This window comes from Pseudomonas sp. DVZ6, from assembly GCF_024259445.1.
Taxonomy (GTDB): domain Bacteria; phylum Pseudomonadota; class Gammaproteobacteria; order Pseudomonadales; family Pseudomonadaceae; genus Aquipseudomonas; species Aquipseudomonas peradeniyensis.
Window position 1 is genome coordinate 1 of sequence record NZ_JANCLM010000064.1, and the last position, 19,806, is coordinate 19,806.

Sequence of the window (19,806 nt, forward strand, 5' to 3'; positions counted from 1 at the left end):
CGTTGCCTGAACTATCGCGCGCTTAGAAGCAAGATCAAGATCAACAGACATGGAGTAAGTGTAGACTACTGGCAATGTTTCTTCAGTTACAACCACTCGCTGACAAGCTAACCTCCACAGAAAAGGTGTATTACCACCTCAACTGTGGAAGTTGGCTCACCAACGATTCAAACAATCACAGTTCCGCCGCCAACCTCGACCCTTGGTTAATCGCCCGCTTGGCATCAAGTTCAGCTGCCACATCAGCGCCTCCGATCAGGTGTACCGACTGCCCGGCCGCAACAAGGCCATCATGCAACTCACGCAGCGGATCCTGGCCAGCGCAGATGACGATGTTGTCCACCGCCAGCAACTGCGGCTCGCCCTCGCCAACCCGCAGATGCAGGCCAGCATCGTCCACGCTCAGGTATTCGACGCTGTTGAGCATCTGCACCTGCTTGTTCTTCAGCCCCGTGCGATGAATCCAGCCGGTGGTCTTGCCCAGGCCGTCGCCGACCTTGGTCTTCTTGCGTTGCAACAGGTACACCTGGCGCGCCGGCGCATGAGGCTCGGCCTTGACCCCGGCCACACCACCACGGGCCTGCAAACGCGTATCGATGCCCCACTCCTTCCAGAACGCCTCACGGTCCTGGCTGGTGGCCACGCCTTTGTGCACCAGATACTCGGACACATCGAAGCCAATGCCGCCGGCACCGATCACCGCCACCCGCTCGCCCACCGGCTTGCGCTCCAGCAGCACATCCAGGTAGCTCAGCACCTTGGCGTTGTCGATGCCGGGTATGGCCGGCGTGCGCGGGGCGATGCCGGTGGCCAGGATGACCTCGTCGAACTCGCCGGCCACCAGCGCGGCCACATCGACACGGGTATTCAGGCGCAGGTCGACACCCGTGGACTTCACCTTGTTGCGGAAGTAACGCAGGGTCTCGTAGAACTCCTCCTTGCCCGGCACGCGCTTGGCCACGTTGAACTGCCCACCGATCTCAGCGGCGCCATCGAACAACGTCACTTCATGACCGCGTTCAGCGGCCACGGTGGCGGCTGCCAGGCCCGCAGGGCCAGCGCCGACCACCGCGATGCGCTTCACCGCCCGCACCGGCAGGTAGTTGAGTTCGGTCTCATGGCAGGCTCGCGGGTTGACCAGGCAGCTGGTCAGCTTGCCGCCGAATGTGTGGTCCAGGCAGGCCTGGTTGCAGCCGATGCAAGTGTTGATCTCGTCGCCACGACCTTCAGCGGCCTTGTTGACGAAATCCGGGTCGGCCAGGAACGGCCGGGCCATCGAGACCATGTCGGCATCGCCTTCGGCCAGCACCGCCTCGGCCACCTCCGGGGTGTTGATGCGGTTGGTGGTGATCAGCGGGATCTTCACCGCGCCACGCAGCTTGGCGGTGACCTTGCTGAACGCCGCGCGCGGCACCTTGGTGGCGATGGTCGGGATGCGCGCCTCATGCCAGCCGATACCGGTGTTGATCAGCGTGGCGCCGGCCTGCTCGATGGCCTTGGCCAGCAGCTCGATCTCGTCCCAGGTGCTGCCGCCCTCGACCAGGTCGAGCATCGACAGGCGGAAGATGATGATGAAGTTCGGCCCCACCGCCTCGCGCACCCGGCTCACGATCTCCACCGCCAGGCGCATGCGGTTCTCGTAGCTGCCGCCCCAGCGATCGGTGCGGTGGTTGGTGTGGGCGGCGAGGAACTGGTTGATGAAGTAGCCTTCCGATCCCATGATCTCGACGCCGTCGTAGCCGGCGCGCTGGGCCAGGCTTGCGCAGGTGACGAAGTCGCGGATCTGCTTCTCGATGCCCTCTTCGTCCAGCTCCCTGGGCTTGAACGGGTTGATCGGCGCCTGGATGGCGCTGGGCGCCACCTGTTTCGGGCTGTAGGCATAGCGCCCGGCATGCAGGATCTGCAGGCAGATCTTGCCACCGGCGGCATGCACCGCCTCGGTGACGATCCGGTGCTTGTCGGCCTCTTCCTCGGTGCTGAGCTTGGCCGCGCCCGAATACACGCCACCTTCGTCGTTCGGCGCGATGCCACCGGTGACCATCAGCCCGACGCCGCCACGGGCGCGCTCGGCAAAGTAGGCAGCCATGCGCTCGAAGCCGCCCGGGCGCTCCTCGAGGCCGGTGTGCATCGAGCCCATCAGGGTGCGGTTGCGCAAGGTGGTGAAGCCCAGGTCGAGAGGGGCCAGCAGGTGCGGGTAACGGTCGGTAGCCATGGATGGACTCCACAGGTGGCGTGATCACGGAATGCGGGCACCTCTACCCGCGCTCTACAGCAGCGCAGCGGGACCCGTCGTTTGTCTGAGGACGACATTAAACAGGCGTTTGAACCCGCTCAATGATCGAAACTGACAACTTATTGATCCTGCTGCACAGCAGGACTACCCTAGGGCACTCCTTCTGCACAACGCTGGACCGCTCCATGCGAAAACTGCTAGCCGGCGCCCTGGCGCTGGTCACCCTTGCCGCCCTCTGCGGCTACGGCTTCTGGACCCTGCAGCGCCCGGAGGGTCATTACTTGTCCGACCTGCGCATCGAACTGGCCCTCAACCAGGGCGTGCCGGGCGAGCACGGCAACCTGCTGGGGGTCGAGCCGCTGCTGTATCCGGGGGACTACCAGAACCTCACGCGCCTGCACCGCAAGCTCTCGGCCTACCTGGAACAGGCCCGCGCCCAGGGCCTGGTCAACCCGCGCACCGTGGTGGTGTTGCCGGAGCATATCGGCACCTGGCTGTGGGCCCGGGGCGAGAAGCGCGAGCTGTACCAGGTCACCCAGCGCAACGAGGCATGGCAGTGGCTGGAGCTGAGCAATCCGCTCCGCTACGGCCTGGCGATGCTGGCCGCCAGCGGCGATGATCGCCGCTCGGACGCCCATCTGCGCATGAAGGCCGCGCAGATGGCCGCCGACTACCAGCAGGTGTTCGGCAACCTGGCCCGGGAGTTCGGCGTCACCCTGGTCGCCGGCTCCATCGTCCTGCCCGCGCCCTATGTGGAGAACGGCGTGCTGCGCACCGGCAACGGTCCGCTGTACAACAGCAGCCTGGTGTTCGCCAGCGACGGTTCGGTGCTCGGGCAACCCCAGCACCAGCAGTACCCCGACAGCGAAAGCCGGCGCTACATCCACGACGGCCAGCAGCATCCGCTGCAGGTGCTGCAGACTCCCGCCGGACGCCTGGGCGTGCTGATCGGCAGCGACAGCTGGTACCCCGCCAACTACCGGCAACTGGCCGCGCAATCGGTGCAACTGGTTGCCAACCCGGTGTTCCTCAGTGGCAAGCAGAGCTGGCAGGCGCCCTGGCGTGGCAACCGCCACCAGGCCCAGGCCGCCGACCTGCCCCTGCGCCGCGGCGCAGTGAGCGAACAGCGCGCCTGGCAGCAACTGCCGCTAGCCGCCAACGCCGGCACCCCGAGCATGAGCGTGTTCATGCGTGGTCAGTTCTGGGAGCTGGGCAGCGATGGGCAGGGCTTTGCCAGCCAGGGTGGCACGTTGTGGGTCGGCAACGACAGCCACGGCGCGCGCCTGCTCAACCTGTGGCTGTGACGCCATGCCCCGCCCCCGCGTACGCCTGGGTGAACTGTCGGTAGGTTTCGTCCAGCCCCTGGCCGAGGCGCTGACGGCACTCGGTCACGATCCACACCCCCTGCTGCTGCGCTATAGCCTCGACTCCAGGCGCCTGGCCGAGCCGGGTGCGCGGCTGTCGATCCCGCGCTACATGCACCTGGGGCACGCGGCGATCGCCTTGTCCACCGAGCCGGCGCTGGGCCTGCACATGGGGCGCCTGAGCCGCCTGGCCCAGGCCGGCCTGGCCGGCGTCGCCGCCGCCCAGGCCCCGACCCTTGGCGATGCCGCCCGCACCCTGCTGCGTTTCGAGCCGCTGTATGCCGCCAACTACCGGGGCCAGTCGAGCTTTCAGGAAGACGCCCAGGGCGCTTGGCTGCGGTTCTATTCCATCAGCCCCTACAACGACTACAACCGCTTCGTGGTCGACTCGCTGCTGGCTGGCTGGCTGGCGCAGCTTGGCGCCCTGGCGGCCAGGCCGGTGCAGGCCGAGCGCCTGGAAATCGAGTTCGACGCCCCCGCCTACGCCGCACAGTACCAAAGCCTGTGCGCAGGCCCGGTGCATTTCGGCGCCACGGCCAACCAGCTGCGCCTGAGCCAGGCCACCCTGGCCCTGCCCAACCCGCAACACTGCCCCAGTACCTGGCAGCACCTGCTGCAGCTGTGCGAAGCAGAACTGGCCCAGCGCACCCGCGTGCGCAGCCTGGGCGAGCGCATCACCCACCTGCTGGGACCGCTGTTGAACGGTGGGCGCGAGCCGGATCTGGAAGAAGTGGCGCGGCACCTGCAACTGCCGACCTGGACCTTGCGCCGCAAACTCGCCGAGGAAGGCACGCGCTTTCGCAACCTGCTCAACGACACGCGGCGCGACCTGGCCGAGACCTATATCCGCGACACGGAGCTGGCCTTCGGCGAGATCGCCTATCTGTTGGGGTTCGCCTCGGCCGAGGCCTTCCAGCGCGCATTCAAGCGCTGGACGGGGCTGACGCCCGGGGAGTTTCGCCGCAATCAGCGACAGGTGGGTTAAAGCTCGGTGGCGTCGTCGGCCGGCTCCGGCAGGTCCAGTTCATAGGCCTGGAATTCGAGCAGTTCTTCCTGGTAATCGTCCATCTTCACGCCCCTTCATTCATCGTTCTTCAGTCATTGCGCCAACCTAAGCCAGCGAAATGACGGAATGATTACAGCCCTATGAACGATAAACGTAGCAGGCGCCCGGGAAGTTATCGACGTGTCAGAGTGGCGCGGGAGCCTGCTCCACTGCCGGTGCTTCCTGCTGCACCTGGATCGGTGCCGGCTCGACGGGCGGCGCGATGGGCTGCGAGCCCTTGCTGTCGTCCACAATCGGGGCCGCAGGGGCTTCGCTAGCCGGTACAGAAGCCGCTGGAGCGGCAACAGGCGCGGGAGCAGCGGCAGGGGCGGCGGCAACCGGAGTCGGTACCGGGGCCGGTGCCTCTGCCACGCTCTCGGCGACCGGCGTGGCAGGCTGCGCCGCGGGCGCCAGGGCAGCGGGCGCAGGCTCCGGCAGGCCCAGGTCGGCGGCCGGTTTTTCAACCTTCGGCTCGGCGGCGGCCTCGGTTTTCTCCGGCTTCTTCTGCTTCGGCAGGTAGCTTTCCACCAAAGCGAAGTAGCGGTCATAGAACTGCGCGGCGGTGACTGTCTCGCTGGCGACCTTGACCATGGAATCGTCAGTGGAACCGATCGGCATCGACACCGAACCCAGTACACCCACGCCAAGACTGGCGGAAGTGTTGGATTTCTTCAGGGTATAGCGGTCCTGCAGGGCGTTGGCGAACATGGTCGAGCGCTGCTTGTCGCTCATGTCCGGCACGCAGGTGATGTTGAAGCTGATCTGCAGGTGGTTCTCGGCGTTCTGCTGGAAGCTCTTGTTGCCGGCGACCTGGTTGGCGTCGCTGCTGGTGATGATGTAGCCCTGGCTGAGCAGCGCGCGCCGCGCCGCCTCGCAGGAGCCCGCCTCGCTGGTGGCGAAACTGCGGGAGAAGGTGCCCGAGTCATCGAAGTTCTCGTGCTCGTAGACGGCGGCCTTTTTCGAGGAACAGCCGGACACACCCGCCAGCACGACGGCCAGCCCGAGCGCGCCATAGACGGTTGATCTAGACATTGCCAATTCCGGGAAGAAACGAATGGGGCGTATTGTGCAACACATCGATCAGTGGCTGAAACCATTGATCGGTGAAGACTCTGTCAGCTTGGTGTAAATCCTTGCCCGTGTCTGTGCAAGGCGCTGAAACGAAAAAAGCGACCCGAGGGTCGCTTTTTCGTAGCTTCGAGGTGTTCTAGGGACCTCGAGGCGAAGATGGCGCAGCGGACGGGACTCGAACCCGCGACCCCCGGCGTGACAGGCCGGTATTCTAACCGACTGAACTACCGCTGCGTATCGTTCGGGCTTGCACCCGATTGAAACTGGGATCTGAGCTTTCAAGCGCTGTGGCGCGAAAGCCAGGCACAAAAAAAGCGACTTTGATATCGCCTTTTCTGTTTTGCCTTGAGCGTTCATGGGGCTCTTGGCAGAAGATGGCGCAGCGGACGGGACTCGAACCCGCGACCCCCGGCGTGACAGGCCGGTATTCTAACCGACTGAACTACCGCTGCGTATCGTTCAGGCTTGCGCCTGATTGAAACTGGGATCTGGCCTTGCGGCCTCAGACCGGTGCAAGCACCCATCTGGAGAAAAATGGCGCGGCGGACGGGACTCGAACCCGCGACCCCCGGCGTGACAGGCCGGTATTCTAACCGACTGAACTACCGCCGCGCATAGTTGGACTTGCGTCCTGTTCCTCTCTGCCAGTGTGCTTCTTTCGAAACCACTGAACCAGGAACGTCTCAGGAAGTGGTGGGTGATGACGGGATCGAACCGCCGACCCTCTGCTTGTAAGGCAGATGCTCTCCCGGCTGAGCTAATCACCCCCGCGATGTTGCTTGTTGCGTTTGCTTCGCTGAGGCCGCGAAATTTACGCAGGTACCGATGCTAAGTCAATACCCCCATTGAAGTTTTTTTCAAAAAGGGCAAAAAAGGTAGCCGCTGGGGCAGCCTGATCGCGGGGCAAGCCCGCTCCCACAACCCGATACCCACAGCGTGGGAGCGGGCTTGCCCCGCGACAGGGCCGGCACAACCGACAAAAAAAGGGGCTATAAGCCCCTTTCTCTTGCATCTCAACAGGTTACAGCTCAGGTGTAGATCATCTTGCGGGTCATCCCGCCATCGACCACGAACTCTTGGCCGGTGACGAACCCCGCCTGGCGCGACAACAACCACGCCACCAGCGCCGCCACATCCTCGACCGTCCCTACCCTGCCAGCCGGATGCTGGGCATGGTCGGCGTCGCTCAGCGGATCGGCGCGTCGCTGCGAAGGATCACGGGCATCGATCCAGCCCGGGCTCACCGCATTGACACGGATCTCCGGCCCCAGGCTCATGGCCAGGGCGTGGGTCAAGGCGACCAGGCCGCCCTTGCTGGCGGCATAGGCCTCGGTGTCCGGCTCGGACTGCCGGGCGCGGGTGGAGGTCAGGTTGACGATCGCGCCACCATGGGCGCGCAGATAAGGTGCGCAATGCTTGGCCAGCAGCATCGGGCCATTGAGGTTGACCGCCAGCACCCGGTTCCATTGGGCCAGGGACAGGCTTTCCAGGGTCTGGTTATGCGGATTGGCGATCGCCGCGTTGCACACCAGCGCATCCAGCCGGCCGAACTGCCCGAGCACCTCGGACACCCCGGCACTGACCTGGGCCTCGTCGGCCACGTCCATGGTGATGAACCAGGCGTTGTCGCCCAGGGCCTTGGCGACTTTGGTGCCGCGCGGGCGATCCAGATCACTGAGCACCACCTGCCAGCCCTCGCAGATCAACCAGGCGGCGATGCCCAGGCCGATGCCGCGGGCGGCACCGGTCACCAGGGCCACCCGGCCGTTATGGCCGGGTTCGCCACCCTTCCAGTCGATCACAGCGCCGCCAGGCCGCGGGCCAGATCGGCTTGCAGGTCGGCCACGTCTTCCAGTCCGACCGCCACGCGCACCAGGCTGTCACGGATACCCGCCGCTTCACGCTCCTGCGGCGTCAGACGGCCGTGAGAGGTGGTGGCCGGGTGGGCGATGGTGGTCTTGCTGTCACCAAGGTTGGTGGTGATGGAGATCACCCGGGTGGCGTCGATGAAGCGCCAGGCGCCTTCCTTGCCGCCCTTGACCTCGAAGCTGACCACCGCGCCGAAGCCGCTCATCTGGCGCTTGGCCAGCTCATGCTGCGGGTGGCTCGGCAGGCCGGCGTAGTGGACCTTCTCGATGCCGTCCTGTTGCTCGAGCCACTCGGCCAACGCCTGGGCACTCTCGCAGTGGGCGCGCATGCGCAGCTTGAGAGTCTCCAACCCCTTGGTGAAGACCCAGGCGTTGAACGGGCTGAGGGTCGGGCCGGCGGTGCGCAGGAAGCCCACCACTTCCTTCATCTGCTCGCTGCGCCCGGCCACCACGCCGCCCATGCAACGGCCCTGGCCGTCGATGAACTTGGTGGCCGAGTGGAACACGATGTCGGCGCCGAGCTTGAGCGGCTGCTGCAAGGCCGGGGTGCTGAAGCAGTTGTCCACCACCAGCATGGCGCCGCGGGCATGGGCGATCTCGGCCAGTGCGGTGATGTCCACCAGCTCGGCCAGCGGGTTGGAGGGCGACTCGACGACCAGCAGCTTGGTATTGGCCTTGATGGCCTTTTCCCAGCCGTTCAGGTCGACCAGCGGCACGTAGTCCACCTGCACGCCGAAACGCTTGAAGTACTTCTCGAACAGGCTGATGGTCGAGCCGAACACGCTCTGCGATACCAGCACATGGTCGCCAGCGCTGCACAGCGACATGACCACGGCGAGAATCGCCGCCATGCCGGTGGAAGTGGCCACAGCCTGCTCGGCGCCCTCCATGGCCGCCAGGCGCTCCTCGAAGGCGCGCACGGTCGGGTTGGTGTAGCGTGAGTAGACGTTGCCCGGCGTTTCGCCGGCAAAGCGCGCGGCGGCGTCGGCGGCCGTGCGAAAGACATAGCTGGAGGTCAGGAACAGCGCTTCGCTGTGCTCGGCCTCCGGTGTACGGTTCTGACCGGCGCGCACCGCCAGGGTGTCGAAACCGACACCCTCGAGGTCACTGTCCAGTCGACCGGCATCCCATTGATCGGTCATGCCGTCGCTCCCAAATCAGTTGTTGTACAGGTCGATGATTGCGCTGACCGCCTGGTTCTTCACCTTGGCCAGGTCGTTACGGGCCTGCTCGATGCGCTCGAGGTAGGCTTCGTCGATATCGCCGGTGACATACTCACCGTTGAACACCGCGCAATCGAAATGCTCGATCTTGATCTTGCCGCCACCGACCGATTCGATCAGGTCCGGGAGGTCCTGGTAGATCAGCCAGTCGGCGCCGATCAACTCGGCCACCTGTTCGGTGGTACGGTTGTGGGCGATCAGTTCGTGAGCGCTCGGCATGTCGATGCCGTAGACGTTGGGGTAGCGCACCGCGGGGGCCGCGGAGCAGAAGTAGACATTCTTGGCGCCGGCTTCGCGGGCCATCTGGATGATCTGCTTGCAGGTGGTGCCGCGCACGATCGAGTCGTCCACCAGCATCACGTTCTTGCCGCGGAATTCCAGCTCGATGGCATTGAGCTTCTGGCGTACCGATTTCTTGCGCGCGGCCTGGCCGGGCATGATGAAGGTACGGCCGATGTAGCGGTTCTTGACGAAGCCTTCGCGGAACTTGACGCCCAGGTGGTTGGCCAGCTCCAGCGCCGCGGTGCGGCTGGTGTCGGGAATCGGGATGACCACGTCGATGTCGTGGTCCGGGCGCTCGCGCTGGATCTTCTCGGCCAGCTTCTCGCCCATGCGCAGGCGCGCCTTGTACACCGAGACGCCGTCGATGATCGAGTCCGGACGGGCCAGGTAGACATGCTCGAAGATGCACGGCTGCAGTTTCGGGCTTTCGGCGCACTGCTTGGTGAACATCTGGCCGCCTTCGGTGATGTACACCGCCTCGCCCGGCGCCAGGTCGCGGATCAGGGTGAAGCCGAGCACGTCCAGGGCCACGCTTTCCGAGGCGATCATGTACTCGACGCCTTCATCGGTGTGACGCTGGCCGAACACCACCGGACGGATGCCGTTGGGGTCGCGGAAGCCGACAATGCCGTAGCCGGTGATCATCGCCACCACCGCGTAGCCACCGACGCAACGGCTGTGCACGTGGGAAACCGCGGCGAACACGTCTTCTTCGGTCGGCTGCAGCTTGCCGCGCACGGCCAGCTCGTGGGCGAACACGTTCAGCAGCACTTCGGAGTCGGAGTTGGTGTTGACGTGGCGCAGGTCGGACTCGTAGATCTCCTTGGCCAGCTGCTCGACGTTGGTCAGGTTGCCGTTGTGCGCCAGGGTGATGCCGTAGGGCGAGTTGACGTAGAACGGCTGGGCCTCGGCCGAAGTGGAGCTGCCGGCGGTCGGGTAACGCACGTGACCGATGCCGATGCTGCCGACCAGGCGCTGCATGTGGCGCTGCTGGAAGACGTCGCGCACCAGGCCGTTATCCTTGCGCAGGAACAACCGGCCGTCGTGGCTGGTCACGATACCGGCAGCATCCTGGCCGCGGTGCTGGAGGACCGTAAGCGCGTCATACAGCGCCTGATTGACGTTCGACTTACCGACGATACCGACGATGCCACACATGCGACGCAACCCCTACTTTGATGAAACTTGAGTGAAGAGCGCTCAGGGCTTGGTCGGCCCGAGCAACTGCTCCTTGAACGGAAGGTCAACGGGTGCGCTGACCCCACTGGACATCCACTGGCCGCTGAACCCGAGAATGAGGTTCTTCGACCAATCGGCTACCAATAGAAATTGTGGTATCAGGCGTGATTCCTGCCACCACGGATCCTGTTGCACCGGCCCCAGGCTCAGCAGCCCGACCGCCACCACCACCAGCAAGCCCCCGCGCGCGGCGCCGAAGGCCATGCCGAGGAAGCGATCAGTGCCGGACAACCCGGTCACGCGGATCAGTTCGCCGATGAGGAAATTGAGCATCGCCCCGACCAGCAGCGTGGCGACGAAAAGAATGGCGCAGCCGGCAATGACCCGCGCTGAAGGCATCTGGATATAGCTTTCAAGATACTGCGCAAGCGAGCCGCCGAACATCCAGGCCACCGCACCGGCGACAATCCAGATGAGCAGGGACAAGGCTTCCTTGACGAAGCCGCGCTTGAGACTGATCAGTGATGAAATGACGACGATCGCGATGATCGCCCAATCAACCCAGGTAAATGCCACGGTGTTGCCTGCCGACGTTAGAGGCGGCGCATTTTACCAGAGCCAGGGGCTTGGAGTAAGCGGAATGTCAGGCGTTTGAAGGGCTGCGGGCTGACTCCGGGGACAGCTTTACGCCCTGAAACAGACCGCCTGGCCTGCGCTGACTCTGTAGGAGCGGCCTTGTGCCGCGAAAGGGCTGCGCAGCAGCCCCAAGGTGTGAGCGGGGGCCGCGTTGCGGCCCTTTCGCGGCACAAGGCCGCTCCTACAGGGAGGGCGTGAGATGTGCGTCAGCCACGCTCCGGCTGGAAGCGCACCACGATACCCTTGAGGTTTTGCTGGCGGCTGATCACATCACGCAGGCGCTCGGCCTCGGCGCGCTCGATCAGCGGCCCGACGAACACCCGGTTCATGCCGTCCGCCGAACGGATGTAGGCGTTGTAGCCCTGGCTGCGCAGGGTCTTCTGCAGATTCTCGGCACCGGCCCGGTTGGACAGGCTGGCCAACTGGATCGACCAGCTCACCGGCAGGCCGTTGGCATCGATCTTCGACGGCGCGGCCGGCTTGGCGGCGGGCGCAACGCTCGGCGCAGGCGCCGGACGCTCCTCCACCTTGGCGACCGGCGGCGTCGGCACTGGTGTCTGCGGCTTGGGCTGCACAGGGGGCGCCACGGTCGCGACCGGCGCGATGGGCTGGCTCGGCGCCGTCACCGGCGCCGTGGACTCGTCGACCACTACCGGCGGCTGCGCATTCTGCTCCGGCAACGGCTGAGGCTCCGGCACCTGAACCGGCTCCACCTGCACCTGGGGCAGACTCGGCATGGCCGGCGCCTCCGGCGCCTCGACTCGCACCTGGCGTAGCTCGTCCTCGCGGGTGAACAACATCGGCAGGAAGATCACCGCCAGCGCCACCAGCACCAGCGCACCGACCATGCGCTGTTTCATCCCTTTATCCAGCACTGCCATCTACTCCATCCTCGGGGACCTGCCGCTCGAGCCAGGCCAAGGCCTCGCCGACGCAGAAAAACGAACCGAACAGCAGAACCTGGTCATCCGCCGTCGCCTGGGCGCACTGCCCTTCGAGGGCAGCCGCGACACTGGCGTAAGACTTCACTGTCGCACCCAGGTTCGTCAAGGCATCCGCCAGCTCCGTGGCCGGGCGGCTACGCGGCGTGTCCAGCGGCGCCACCGCCCAGTCGGCGACCTGGTCGCGCAGCGGCGCGAGCACACCGGCCAGGTCCTTGTCGGCCAACAGGCCGAACACCGCCAGGCGCCGCCCCTTCACCGGGCGTGCCGCCAGACGGCGGGCCAGGTACTCGGCAGCGTGCGGATTATGGCCAACATCCAGCAACAGCTCCACGCGCTTGCCTTGCAGCAACAGCTCGCGCCGGTCGAGACGACCGGTGATACGGGTGTCCAGCAAGGCCTGGCGAACCTTGCCGCTATCCCACGGCAGGCCCGTCAGCAGGAAGGCCTGCAAGGCCAGGGCGGCATTCTCCATAGGCAGGTCGAGCAACGGCAGGTCGCGCAGTTCAACGGGCGAACCGTCGAGCTGGCGACCACGCCAATGCCAGTGGTCGACGCTGCTATCCAGGTCGAAATCACGCCCGCGCAGGAAGAACGGGCAATCCAGCTCGCGCACCTTGTCCAGCAAAGGCTGCGGCGGATCCAGGTCACCGCACAGCGCAGGCTTGCCCCGGCGGAAGATCCCCGCCTTCTCGTACGCCACCGACTCGCGGCTATCACCCAGGTAGTCGACGTGGTCGACACCGATACTGGTGACCAGCGACACGTCGGCATCCACCAGGTTGACTGCATCCAGCCGGCCACCCAGGCCGACCTCGAGCACCACCGCATCCAGCGCGGATTGCTTGAACAGCCAGAACGCCGCCAGGGTGCCCATTTCGAAATAGGTCAGCGAGATCTCGCCGCGCGCCGCTTCCACTGCGGCGAACGCTTCGCACAGGCGCTCATCGCTGGCCTCGCGACCCTCGATCAGCACCCGTTCGCTGTAACGCAGCAGGTGCGGCGAACTGTACACCCCGACCTTGAGCCCCTGGGCGCGCAGCAACGCGGCCACGAAAGCGCAGGTCGAGCCCTTGCCGTTGGTACCGGTCACCGTCACCACCCGCGGCGCCAGCTTGCCCAGCCCCAGGCGCGCCAGCACCTGTTGCGAGCGCTCCAGGCCCATGTCGATGGCCGAGGGGTGCAACTGTTCGAGGTAGGCGAGCCAGTCGCCCAGGCTGCGCTGGTTCATCACGCGACCGCGGCGACCTCTTTGGCCGCTTCCGGAGTCGGCTGGCCGGTCATCTGCGCCAGCAGGCGAGCCAGGCGCGGACGCAGCTCGTCACGGGAGATGATCAGGTCGATGGCGCCGTGCTCCAGCAGGAACTCGCTGCGCTGGAAGCCTTCGGGCAGCTTCTCGCGCACGGTCTGTTCGATCACCCGCGGACCGGCGAAGCCGATCAGCGCCTTCGGCTCGCCGACGATCACGTCGCCGAGCATCGCCAGGCTGGCCGAAACGCCGCCGTAGACCGGGTCGGTCAGCACCGAGATGAACGGAATGCCTTCTTCGCGCAGGCGCGCCAGCACGGCGGAGGTCTTGGCCATCTGCATCAGCGAAATCAGCGCTTCCTGCATGCGCGCGCCGCCGGAAGCGGAGAAGCAGACCATCGGGCAGCGGTTTTCCAGGGCGTAGTTGGCGGCGCGCACGAAACGCTCACCGACGATGGCACCCATGGAGCCGCCCATGAAGGAGAACTCGAAGGCGCTGACCACGATCGGCATGCCCATCAGGGTGCCGCTCATGGAAATCAGCGCATCCTTCTCGCCGGTCTGCTTCTGCGCGGCGGTCAGGCGGTCCTTGTACTTCTTGCCGTCACGGAACTTCAGGCGGTCGACCGGTTCCAGGTCGGCGCCCAGCTCGGCACGGCCTTCTGGATCGAGGAAGATATCGATGCGCGCGCGGGCGCCGATACGCATGTGGTGGTTGCACTTAGGGCAGACGTCGAGGGTCTTTTCCAGCTCCGGGCGATACAGCACGGCTTCGCAGGACGGGCACTTGTGCCACAGCCCTTCCGGCACCGAGCTCTTCTTCACCTCGGAACGCATGATCGAAGGGATCAGTTTGTCTACCAACCAGTTGCTCATGCTTGCTTTCTCCAGTATTGGCCGGGGAGACCTGCGCGGCCCCGCCCTGCCCTTGAGCTCAAATTCTTCTGTAAAGCGACGATGGGCCGGCTACAACCGCCCCACCTCCAATTCTTCCCCGGCATGCCCCGCGCTCTGGCGCGGCCTGGCAGCACCGGGCTGCGAAAGCTATGGACGATGGCGCGCGGCCAGCCGTCACATCCGCGTTCACGCGTGTTTCACCGCCTGCATGAAGGCTTCGATCTTTGCCGCATCCTTGATGCCCTTGGCCTGCTCCACACCGCCACTGACATCCACCGCGTACGGGCGCACCTGGCGAATGGCCGCGGCGACGTTGTCGGCCGAAAGACCACCGGCAAGAATGATCGGCTTGCTCAGGCGCTGCGGAATCAGTGACCAGTCGAAGGCCTCGCCGGTTCCCCCCGGCACGCCCGGCACATAGGCGTCCAGCAGGATGCCGCGGGCGCCGGCGTAGTGGCGGCAGGCGGCCTCCAGGTCATCCCCCGGGCGCACCCGCAGGGCCTTGATCCAGGGGCGGTGGTAGCCCTCGCAATCGGCCGGGGTTTCATCGCCGTGGAACTGTAGCAGGTCCAGGGAAACCACTTCGAGGATCTCGTTGAGCTCGCAGCGCGAGGCGTTGACGAACAACCCCACGGTGGTCACGAACGGCGGCAGCGCATCGATGATCGCCCGCGCCTGGCGCACGTCCACCGCCCGCGGGCTTTTCGCATAGAAGACGAAACCGAGGGCGTCGGCGCCGGCCTCGACCGCGGCCAGGGCGTCCTCGATACGGGTAATCCCGCAGATCTTGCTGCGAACGTTGCTCATGGACGGCGAACCTTGGGTGATCGGGAAAGCGTCGATGGTAGCAAATGACCCGTGCCCCGTCAGTCCGCCAGCGCCTCGTAGCCGGTAAGAAAGTGTGGGCCGATGTAACGCTGCGGCAGCGCGTATTCTTCTGGGTACTCCACCTGCACCAGGTAGAGGCCGTAAGGGTGCGCGGTCACCCCGCCGTCACGACGGTTGCGCCCCTCCAGCACCTCCCGGGCCCACTCCACCGGACGCTCGCCGGCGCCGATGGTCATCAGCACGCCGGCGATGTTGCGCACCATGTGGTGCAGGAACGCGGTGGCGCGCACGTCCAGCACGATCATCCGGCCATGACGGGTCACGCGCAGGTGGTGGATATGCTTGATCGGCGACTTGGCCTGGCACTGGCTGGCGCGGAAGGCGCTGAAGTCATGGGTACCCAGCAGATACTGCGCGGCCTCGGCCATGCGCTCGACGTCCAGTGGGCGGTGGTTCCAGGTCACTTCCTCGGCCAGGTGCGCCGGGCGGATCGGGTCGTTGTAGATGACGTAGCGATAGCGACGCGCGGTGGCCTTGAAGCGAGCATGGAAGTGCGCCGGCATGGGCGCCGACCAGACCACGCTGATGTCGTGGGGCAAGTTGAAGTTGGTACCCAGGGTCCAGGCGCGCTCGTCGCGCACGGCGCGGGTGTCGAAATGCACGATCTGCCCGCAGCCATGGACGCCGGCATCGGTACGCCCGGCGCAGATCACCGAGATCGGCTCGTTGGCCACCGTCGACAGCGCCTGCTCCAGGGCCTGCTGGACACTGGGCACGCCACTGGCCTGGCGCTGCCAGCCGCGGTAGCGCGAGCCTTTGTATTCCACGCCCAGGGCGATGCGGGTGTAGCCTTCGGCGGCCGATTCGGCGGCGGCGGTGTCGATGATGTCCAAGAGCGGCAAACCTGATGCTGAAACGAAAGGCGGGAGTATACCGGCAAACCGTGCAGGGGCCGAAATGATCGCGGGGCAAGCCCGCTCCCACGTGTTCTGTGGGAATGGGCTTGCCCCGCGCGGTGCAACGTCGCCTCAGACCAGGCGCGAGAGCATCTCGTTGGCTTCCTGGCGCTGGCTGTCATCGCCGTCCTTGACCACTTCGTCGAGGATGTCACGGGCACCCTGGTGGTCGCCCATGTCGATGTAGGCGCGAGCCAGGTCGAGCTTGGTGGCCACCTCGTCGGCGCCGGAGAAGAAGTCGAAGTCCAGGTCGTCCAGCGGCTCGGGCTCCAGTGCCGCATCCTCGGCGGTGAACTGTGGCTCAGGCGCCGCTGCCGGGACATCGAAGTTCTGCGACAGCTTGTCGAGTTCGGCGTTGACGTCGTCCAGTTCCGAGGCGAAGTTCTTCGCCGCCGGCGAGTCGTCGTCCAGCGACAGCGACAGGTCGAAGTCCTCGGGCAGCTCCAGCTCGGAGATCGGGTCGAACTCCGGAATGGCCTCGAAGGCCGCGAGCTCCGCCGCCACGTCCACCGGGGCTTCCTCGCTGCTGGCCGGGGCCACCGGCTGTTCGGCGACATCCAGGTCGAACTCGGCCAGATCGTCGACATTCTGCGGCGTCGCCTGGGCCTGGGCAAGCAAAGCCTCGAAGTCGTCGTCGGCATCGGTTTCGGCAACCGCAGGCGCAGGCTCGGCCTCGATCTCGGGCGCTTCGACAACCAAGTCCTCAAGACCAGCCAGGTCCAGATGGTCATCTACCGGCAAGTCATCACCCAGGCTCAGGTCGAAGGCGCTGTCCAGGTCGGCCTCTTCGACGACAGGCTCAGGTTCCGGCTCGGCCGCCACGACAGGCTCAGGTTCCGGCTCCACGACGAGTTCCGGCGCGCTTTCGCCCAGCTCCAGCTCCTTGTCCTGCAGCAGGTCCTGGACATACTGCTCATCCAGCTCGGCTGCCAGGGCAGCGGCCCCGGCAGCGCCTGCCGCCACCGCCGCGACACCCAGCATGGCCGGGAAGCGCTCCTTGAGCGCGGCGACCTCGGCCTGGTTCGCGTCATTGACCGCCAGCTTGCGCTCCTGGCCGGCGAAGGCGTCCTGGTCACCCTGGCGGGCATAGACTTCCATCAGCTTCAGGCGCAGGTCGCTGCGCTGTGGCTCGGAAGCCACCGCCGCTTCCAGCAGGTCGGCGGCATGGTTGAGACGGCCACGGGCCAGGCTGTCGTCCACTTCGGCCAGCAGCGCGGCGCGCGGATCGACCGCCGGCGCGGCGGCTTCGACGGGGGCCGCAGGCTTTTCCGCGGCAACGGCCGCAGCCGCCGAGGCCGCCACCACCGCTGGCGACAGGGTCACGGTCGGCGCCGACACGTCGAGGCCTTCGAAGCTGCTGGGTGGCAGCTCCAGGTCAGGGCCGCGCTCGCCATCCTCGGCCAGCGCACGCGCCATGCGCAGGTGCTTTTCGGCTTCCTGCTGGGCCTTGCGCTTGCGCGCCAGGAGCAGCAGCAACAGCAGCAGGACCAGGAACGCGGAGCCGGCGATCAGGCCCAGCAGCAGCGGGTTGCCCAGCAACTGGTCGAGCATGCCGGGCTCTTCGCTGGCCGGCGCTTCGGCGGCCACATCCTGCGGCGCGGTGTCGGCGGCGGCAGGCGCCGGAGCGACCACCGGTTCGGCCGGGGTCAGTTGGGCGTTCACCACCGGTTGCGCCGGAGCTGGCTCACCCGGCAGCGCGCCGGCCGGCGGCTGCGGTGCTGCGCCACCCTGGGCCTCCAGGCGCGCCAACTGGTCGTTCTTCAGCTCGATCAGACGCTGCAGCTTGTCCAGCTGGCTCTGCAGGTCGACCATTCGGCTCTTGAGTTCTTCGTTGTCGCGACGGCTGGTGTCGAGGCTTTCCTGGGCCACGGCCAGCTTGTCGCCCAGCGCCTTGGCCTCACCGGCCGCAGCCTTGCCGCCCGGCGCCACCAGGCGCAGGTTGTCGCCCTGGGCGATGCGCGCCGGCGCGGCGCCGGCCTCGCCACGGCGGGTGGCGTCCAGTTGCCGTGCACGTGGGCCGAGGCGACGGCCTTCGCGCCAGGCGGCGTACTGCTCGGCCACTTCGCGGTTGGCCTGGGCCTGGGAAATGCTCTGCGCCTGCTGCTGATCGGGCAGGCGCAGGACCTGGCCGGTCTTGAGCTGGTTGATGTTGTTGCCGATGAAGGCATCCGGGTTCAGCGCCTGGATGGCCAGCATGGTCTGCTGGATCGAGCCGCCGTTGCTGTTGCGCGCCGCAATCTGCCAGAGGGTGTCGCGGCGCTTGGTGGTGTAGCTGCCCGCGCTGACCGCCGGGTTGATATTGGCCTGGGTCGGCTGGCTGCCCTGGGCCTGCGCCTGGTCGAGCAACACGCTGTAGTCGCGCAGCAGACGGCCCTGAGGCCACATGACCTGGACCAGGAACTTGACCACCGGCTCCGGCAGCGCCTTGCTGGAGGTGACCCGCAGCACGCTCTTGCCGTTGGGGTTGACCACCGGGGTGAACGTGAGGTCTTCGAGGTACGGCGGGAAGGCCACCCCGGCCTTGGCGAACTCTTCCGGCGACGCCAGGCTGGGCGCCATCTGCGCTGCGGTGAGGTCGCGCACATCGAGCAGTTCGATCTCGGCATCCAGCGGCTGGTTCTGCGCCGACTTGAGGGTCAGCTCGCCCAACCCCAGAGCGTTAGCCATGCCGGACGACAGCGCCGAGGCTGCCGCGATGGCTAGAACCAGTTTGCGAATTCGAAGCATGAACTCTTCCCTTGTATGAAGCGTCCCGAAAACCTTTGCGCGGTGCAGGACAAAATTGCTCGCAGTATCTTTTACGCCATGTGTTTTATCAACAATTGTGCCGCCTGCACGGCATTCAGCGCCGCGCCCTTGCGCACATTGTCGGTGGTCAGCCACAGGTTCAGTTGCTGGTCTTCATCGACACCATGGCGTACACGACCAACATAGACCACGTCCTGGCCCACTGCGTCACCTACCGGTGTCGGATAATCCCCCAATTCGACCAGTTCGATGCCGTCGGCGGCCTCCAGCGCGGCGTTGACGGCCGCCAGATCGACCGGATTACGGCTTTGCACCGCCACACTGAAGCTATCGCCGAAAAACACCGGGACTTGAATGCAGGTCACGGAAATCTTCAGCTGCGGCAGGTCGAGCACCTGGCGCAGCTCGCCAACCAGGCGCCGCTCCACCGTTGTGTGACCCTGTGCGTCGGGGGTGCCGACCTGGGGCAGCAGGTTGAAGGCGACCTGGCGATCGAAGAAGCGCGGCTCCAGCGGGCGTGCGTTGAGCAGCTCGGCGGTCTGCCGGGCGAGCTCGGTGACGGCCTCCCTGCCCTGCTCCGAAACCGCCAGGCAAGCGTTGACCTGCACGCGCTCGATGTCGAGCAGTCCCTTGAGCGGCGCCAGCGCCACAGCCAGGGCCACCGCGCCGGCGCTCGGGCTGGTGATCAGCGCGGGCCGCGCGAGTTCGGCGATGCGCTCGCCGTTGGCTTCCGGGACCAGGGCGGTGGCGCCTTCCAGGGCGCCGGACAGGTCGATCACCGCGCAACCGGCGGCGATGGCCTTGGGCGCGAAGCTGCGGCTCACGGCGGGGCTGGCGGCGAAGAACACCAGCTGGACCTGGGAGAAGTCGAAGCTGTCCACTTCGCGGACTTTCAGTTTCTTGCCGGCGAACATGACACTGCTGCCGGCGGATTCCATGCTGGCCAGCAGGTGCAGGGTGGAGACCGGGAAGGCCACTTCCTCGAGGATCTGGACGAGGGATTCACCGACAGTGCCGGTGGCGCCGATTACGGCGATGTCTAGGGCGGGGGTGGTCATGGGATCGGTTCCTTTCTGCGGGGGTACGGCGGGGGAGCGGCACTTTACTTGGATTGTGGGGTGGGAGGTAGGGTTCGGGTTCTGAAGTGTGGGTTTTGATTTCTGTATGCGCATTCATTGGCGATGTCGACGCATTATCACCTTTCCGCCCTTACGGCGGCCTACTTTTCTCGTGGGAAAAGTAGGCAAAACCGTTCCGCTCCATTCATCCGGCCCCTACGCTTCGCTC

At 65.9% G+C, this 19,806-nt stretch carries 15 protein-coding genes and 4 tRNA genes; 2 read left to right on the plus strand and 17 right to left on the minus strand.

The annotated features are described in order from the left end of the window. Nucleotides 1-175: 175 nt before the first annotated feature. Entirely contained in the window at nucleotides 176-2,212 is a 2,037-nt protein-coding gene (locus NMG10_RS24795) for an NADPH-dependent 2,4-dienoyl-CoA reductase (protein WP_232857763.1), read from the minus strand. A gap of 206 nt (nucleotides 2,213-2,418) precedes the next feature. Between NMG10_RS24795 and NMG10_RS24800 the strand changes: the two genes are divergently transcribed. Together NMG10_RS24800 and NMG10_RS24805 are read left to right on the plus strand one after the other, a co-directional pair. After that, nucleotides 2,419-3,537, plus strand: a complete 1,119-nt coding sequence (locus NMG10_RS24800; RefSeq protein ID WP_254465307.1) for a nitrilase-related carbon-nitrogen hydrolase — start codon at nucleotides 2,419-2,421, stop codon at nucleotides 3,535-3,537. A gap of 4 nt (nucleotides 3,538-3,541) precedes the next feature. Next, nucleotides 3,542-4,582, plus strand: a complete 1,041-nt coding sequence (locus NMG10_RS24805) for an AraC family transcriptional regulator (RefSeq protein WP_232857761.1) — start codon at nucleotides 3,542-3,544, stop codon at nucleotides 4,580-4,582. A gap of 204 nt (nucleotides 4,583-4,786) precedes the next feature. Here the strand turns inward: NMG10_RS24805 and NMG10_RS24810 are convergent, their stop codons facing one another. From NMG10_RS24810 to NMG10_RS24885, 16 genes are all read right to left on the minus strand, one after another. Continuing rightward, a complete protein-coding gene (locus tag NMG10_RS24810) occupies nucleotides 4,787-5,674 on the minus strand; it encodes a DUF2242 domain-containing protein (protein WP_232857760.1) in 888 nt (295 codons plus the stop codon). Between the two features lie 196 nt (nucleotides 5,675-5,870). After that, nucleotides 5,871-5,947, minus strand: a tRNA-Asp gene (locus tag NMG10_RS24815). A 141-nt stretch (nucleotides 5,948-6,088) separates the two neighbouring features. Next, nucleotides 6,089-6,165 (minus strand) — tRNA-Asp (locus NMG10_RS24820). 83 nt (nucleotides 6,166-6,248) lie between these two features. Continuing rightward, nucleotides 6,249-6,325: transfer RNA gene (locus tag NMG10_RS24825), tRNA-Asp, on the minus strand. A 79-nt stretch (nucleotides 6,326-6,404) separates the two neighbouring features. After that, nucleotides 6,405-6,480: transfer RNA gene (locus NMG10_RS24830), tRNA-Val, on the minus strand. A 261-nt stretch (nucleotides 6,481-6,741) separates the two neighbouring features. Next, the gene (locus NMG10_RS24835; protein WP_203647521.1) at nucleotides 6,742-7,515 is read right to left on the minus strand and encodes an SDR family oxidoreductase; all 774 of its coding nucleotides are present in this window, start codon (nucleotides 7,513-7,515) and stop codon (nucleotides 6,742-6,744) included. Beyond that, nucleotides 7,512-8,723 (minus strand): O-succinylhomoserine sulfhydrylase, encoded by a 1,212-nt coding sequence (locus NMG10_RS24840; protein WP_028690444.1) that lies wholly within the window; start codon nucleotides 8,721-8,723, stop codon nucleotides 7,512-7,514. The genes NMG10_RS24835 and NMG10_RS24840 overlap by 4 nt, the downstream gene beginning before the upstream one ends. A 15-nt stretch (nucleotides 8,724-8,738) precedes the next feature. Further along, nucleotides 8,739-10,244 (minus strand): amidophosphoribosyltransferase, encoded by a 1,506-nt coding sequence (gene purF, locus NMG10_RS24845; RefSeq protein ID WP_203647522.1) that lies wholly within the window; start codon nucleotides 10,242-10,244, stop codon nucleotides 8,739-8,741. 42 nt (nucleotides 10,245-10,286) lie between these two features. Beyond that, the gene (locus NMG10_RS24850) at nucleotides 10,287-10,841 is read right to left on the minus strand and encodes a CvpA family protein (RefSeq protein WP_050704773.1); all 555 of its coding nucleotides are present in this window, start codon (nucleotides 10,839-10,841) and stop codon (nucleotides 10,287-10,289) included. Nucleotides 10,842-11,107: 266 nt separating this feature from the next. Next, the gene (locus tag NMG10_RS24855; protein WP_254465308.1) at nucleotides 11,108-11,782 is read right to left on the minus strand and encodes an SPOR domain-containing protein; all 675 of its coding nucleotides are present in this window, start codon (nucleotides 11,780-11,782) and stop codon (nucleotides 11,108-11,110) included. Beyond that, nucleotides 11,766-13,073, minus strand: coding sequence for a bifunctional tetrahydrofolate synthase/dihydrofolate synthase (gene folC / locus NMG10_RS24860; RefSeq protein ID WP_254465309.1), 1,308 nt, complete (start codon nucleotides 13,071-13,073; stop codon nucleotides 11,766-11,768). The genes NMG10_RS24855 and folC overlap by 17 nt, the downstream gene beginning before the upstream one ends. Then, nucleotides 13,073-13,966, minus strand: a complete 894-nt coding sequence (accD, locus tag NMG10_RS24865) for an acetyl-CoA carboxylase, carboxyltransferase subunit beta (protein ID WP_028690439.1) — start codon at nucleotides 13,964-13,966, stop codon at nucleotides 13,073-13,075. Before accD ends, folC begins: the two co-directional genes overlap by 1 nt. A gap of 207 nt (nucleotides 13,967-14,173) precedes the next feature. Beyond that, the gene (locus NMG10_RS24870) at nucleotides 14,174-14,794 is read right to left on the minus strand and encodes a phosphoribosylanthranilate isomerase (protein ID WP_050704770.1); all 621 of its coding nucleotides are present in this window, start codon (nucleotides 14,792-14,794) and stop codon (nucleotides 14,174-14,176) included. Nucleotides 14,795-14,853: 59 nt separating this feature from the next. Beyond that, nucleotides 14,854-15,708 (minus strand): tRNA pseudouridine(38-40) synthase TruA, encoded by an 855-nt coding sequence (truA, locus tag NMG10_RS24875; RefSeq protein ID WP_023632367.1) that lies wholly within the window; start codon nucleotides 15,706-15,708, stop codon nucleotides 14,854-14,856. 135 nt (nucleotides 15,709-15,843) lie between these two features. Beyond that, on the minus strand, nucleotides 15,844-18,498 hold the full coding sequence (locus NMG10_RS24880; RefSeq protein ID WP_254465310.1) for a FimV/HubP family polar landmark protein: 2,655 nt from the start codon (nucleotides 18,496-18,498) through the stop codon (nucleotides 15,844-15,846). Nucleotides 18,499-18,569: 71 nt separating this feature from the next. Further along, the gene (locus NMG10_RS24885) at nucleotides 18,570-19,577 is read right to left on the minus strand and encodes an aspartate-semialdehyde dehydrogenase (protein WP_254465311.1); all 1,008 of its coding nucleotides are present in this window, start codon (nucleotides 19,575-19,577) and stop codon (nucleotides 18,570-18,572) included. Nucleotides 19,578-19,806: the final 229 nt, after the last annotated feature.

What these genes read in the sequence shown, in the direction of transcription:
- NMG10_RS24795 (WP_232857763.1), bottom strand. Translation starts at nt 2,212, where the DNA reads ATGGCTACCGACCGTTACCCGCACCTGCTGGCCCCTCTCGACCTGGGC.
- NMG10_RS24800 (WP_254465307.1), top strand. Translation starts at nt 2,419, where the DNA reads ATGCGAAAACTGCTAGCCGGCGCCCTGGCGCTGGTCACCCTTGCCGCC.
- NMG10_RS24805 (WP_232857761.1), top strand. Translation starts at nt 3,542, where the DNA reads ATGCCCCGCCCCCGCGTACGCCTGGGTGAACTGTCGGTAGGTTTCGTC.
- NMG10_RS24810 (WP_232857760.1), bottom strand. Translation starts at nt 5,674, where the DNA reads ATGTCTAGATCAACCGTCTATGGCGCGCTCGGGCTGGCCGTCGTGCTG.
- NMG10_RS24840 (WP_028690444.1), bottom strand. Translation starts at nt 8,723, where the DNA reads ATGACCGATCAATGGGATGCCGGTCGACTGGACAGTGACCTCGAGGGT.
- purF (WP_203647522.1), bottom strand. Translation starts at nt 10,244, where the DNA reads ATGTGTGGCATCGTCGGTATCGTCGGTAAGTCGAACGTCAATCAGGCG.
- NMG10_RS24855 (WP_254465308.1), bottom strand. Translation starts at nt 11,782, where the DNA reads ATGGCAGTGCTGGATAAAGGGATGAAACAGCGCATGGTCGGTGCGCTG.
- folC (WP_254465309.1), bottom strand. Translation starts at nt 13,073, where the DNA reads ATGAACCAGCGCAGCCTGGGCGACTGGCTCGCCTACCTCGAACAGTTG.
- accD (WP_028690439.1), bottom strand. Translation starts at nt 13,966, where the DNA reads ATGAGCAACTGGTTGGTAGACAAACTGATCCCTTCGATCATGCGTTCC.
- NMG10_RS24870 (WP_050704770.1), bottom strand. Translation starts at nt 14,794, where the DNA reads ATGAGCAACGTTCGCAGCAAGATCTGCGGGATTACCCGTATCGAGGAC.
- NMG10_RS24880 (WP_254465310.1), bottom strand. Translation starts at nt 18,498, where the DNA reads ATGCTTCGAATTCGCAAACTGGTTCTAGCCATCGCGGCAGCCTCGGCG.
- NMG10_RS24885 (WP_254465311.1), bottom strand. Translation starts at nt 19,577, where the DNA reads ATGACCACCCCCGCCCTAGACATCGCCGTAATCGGCGCCACCGGCACT.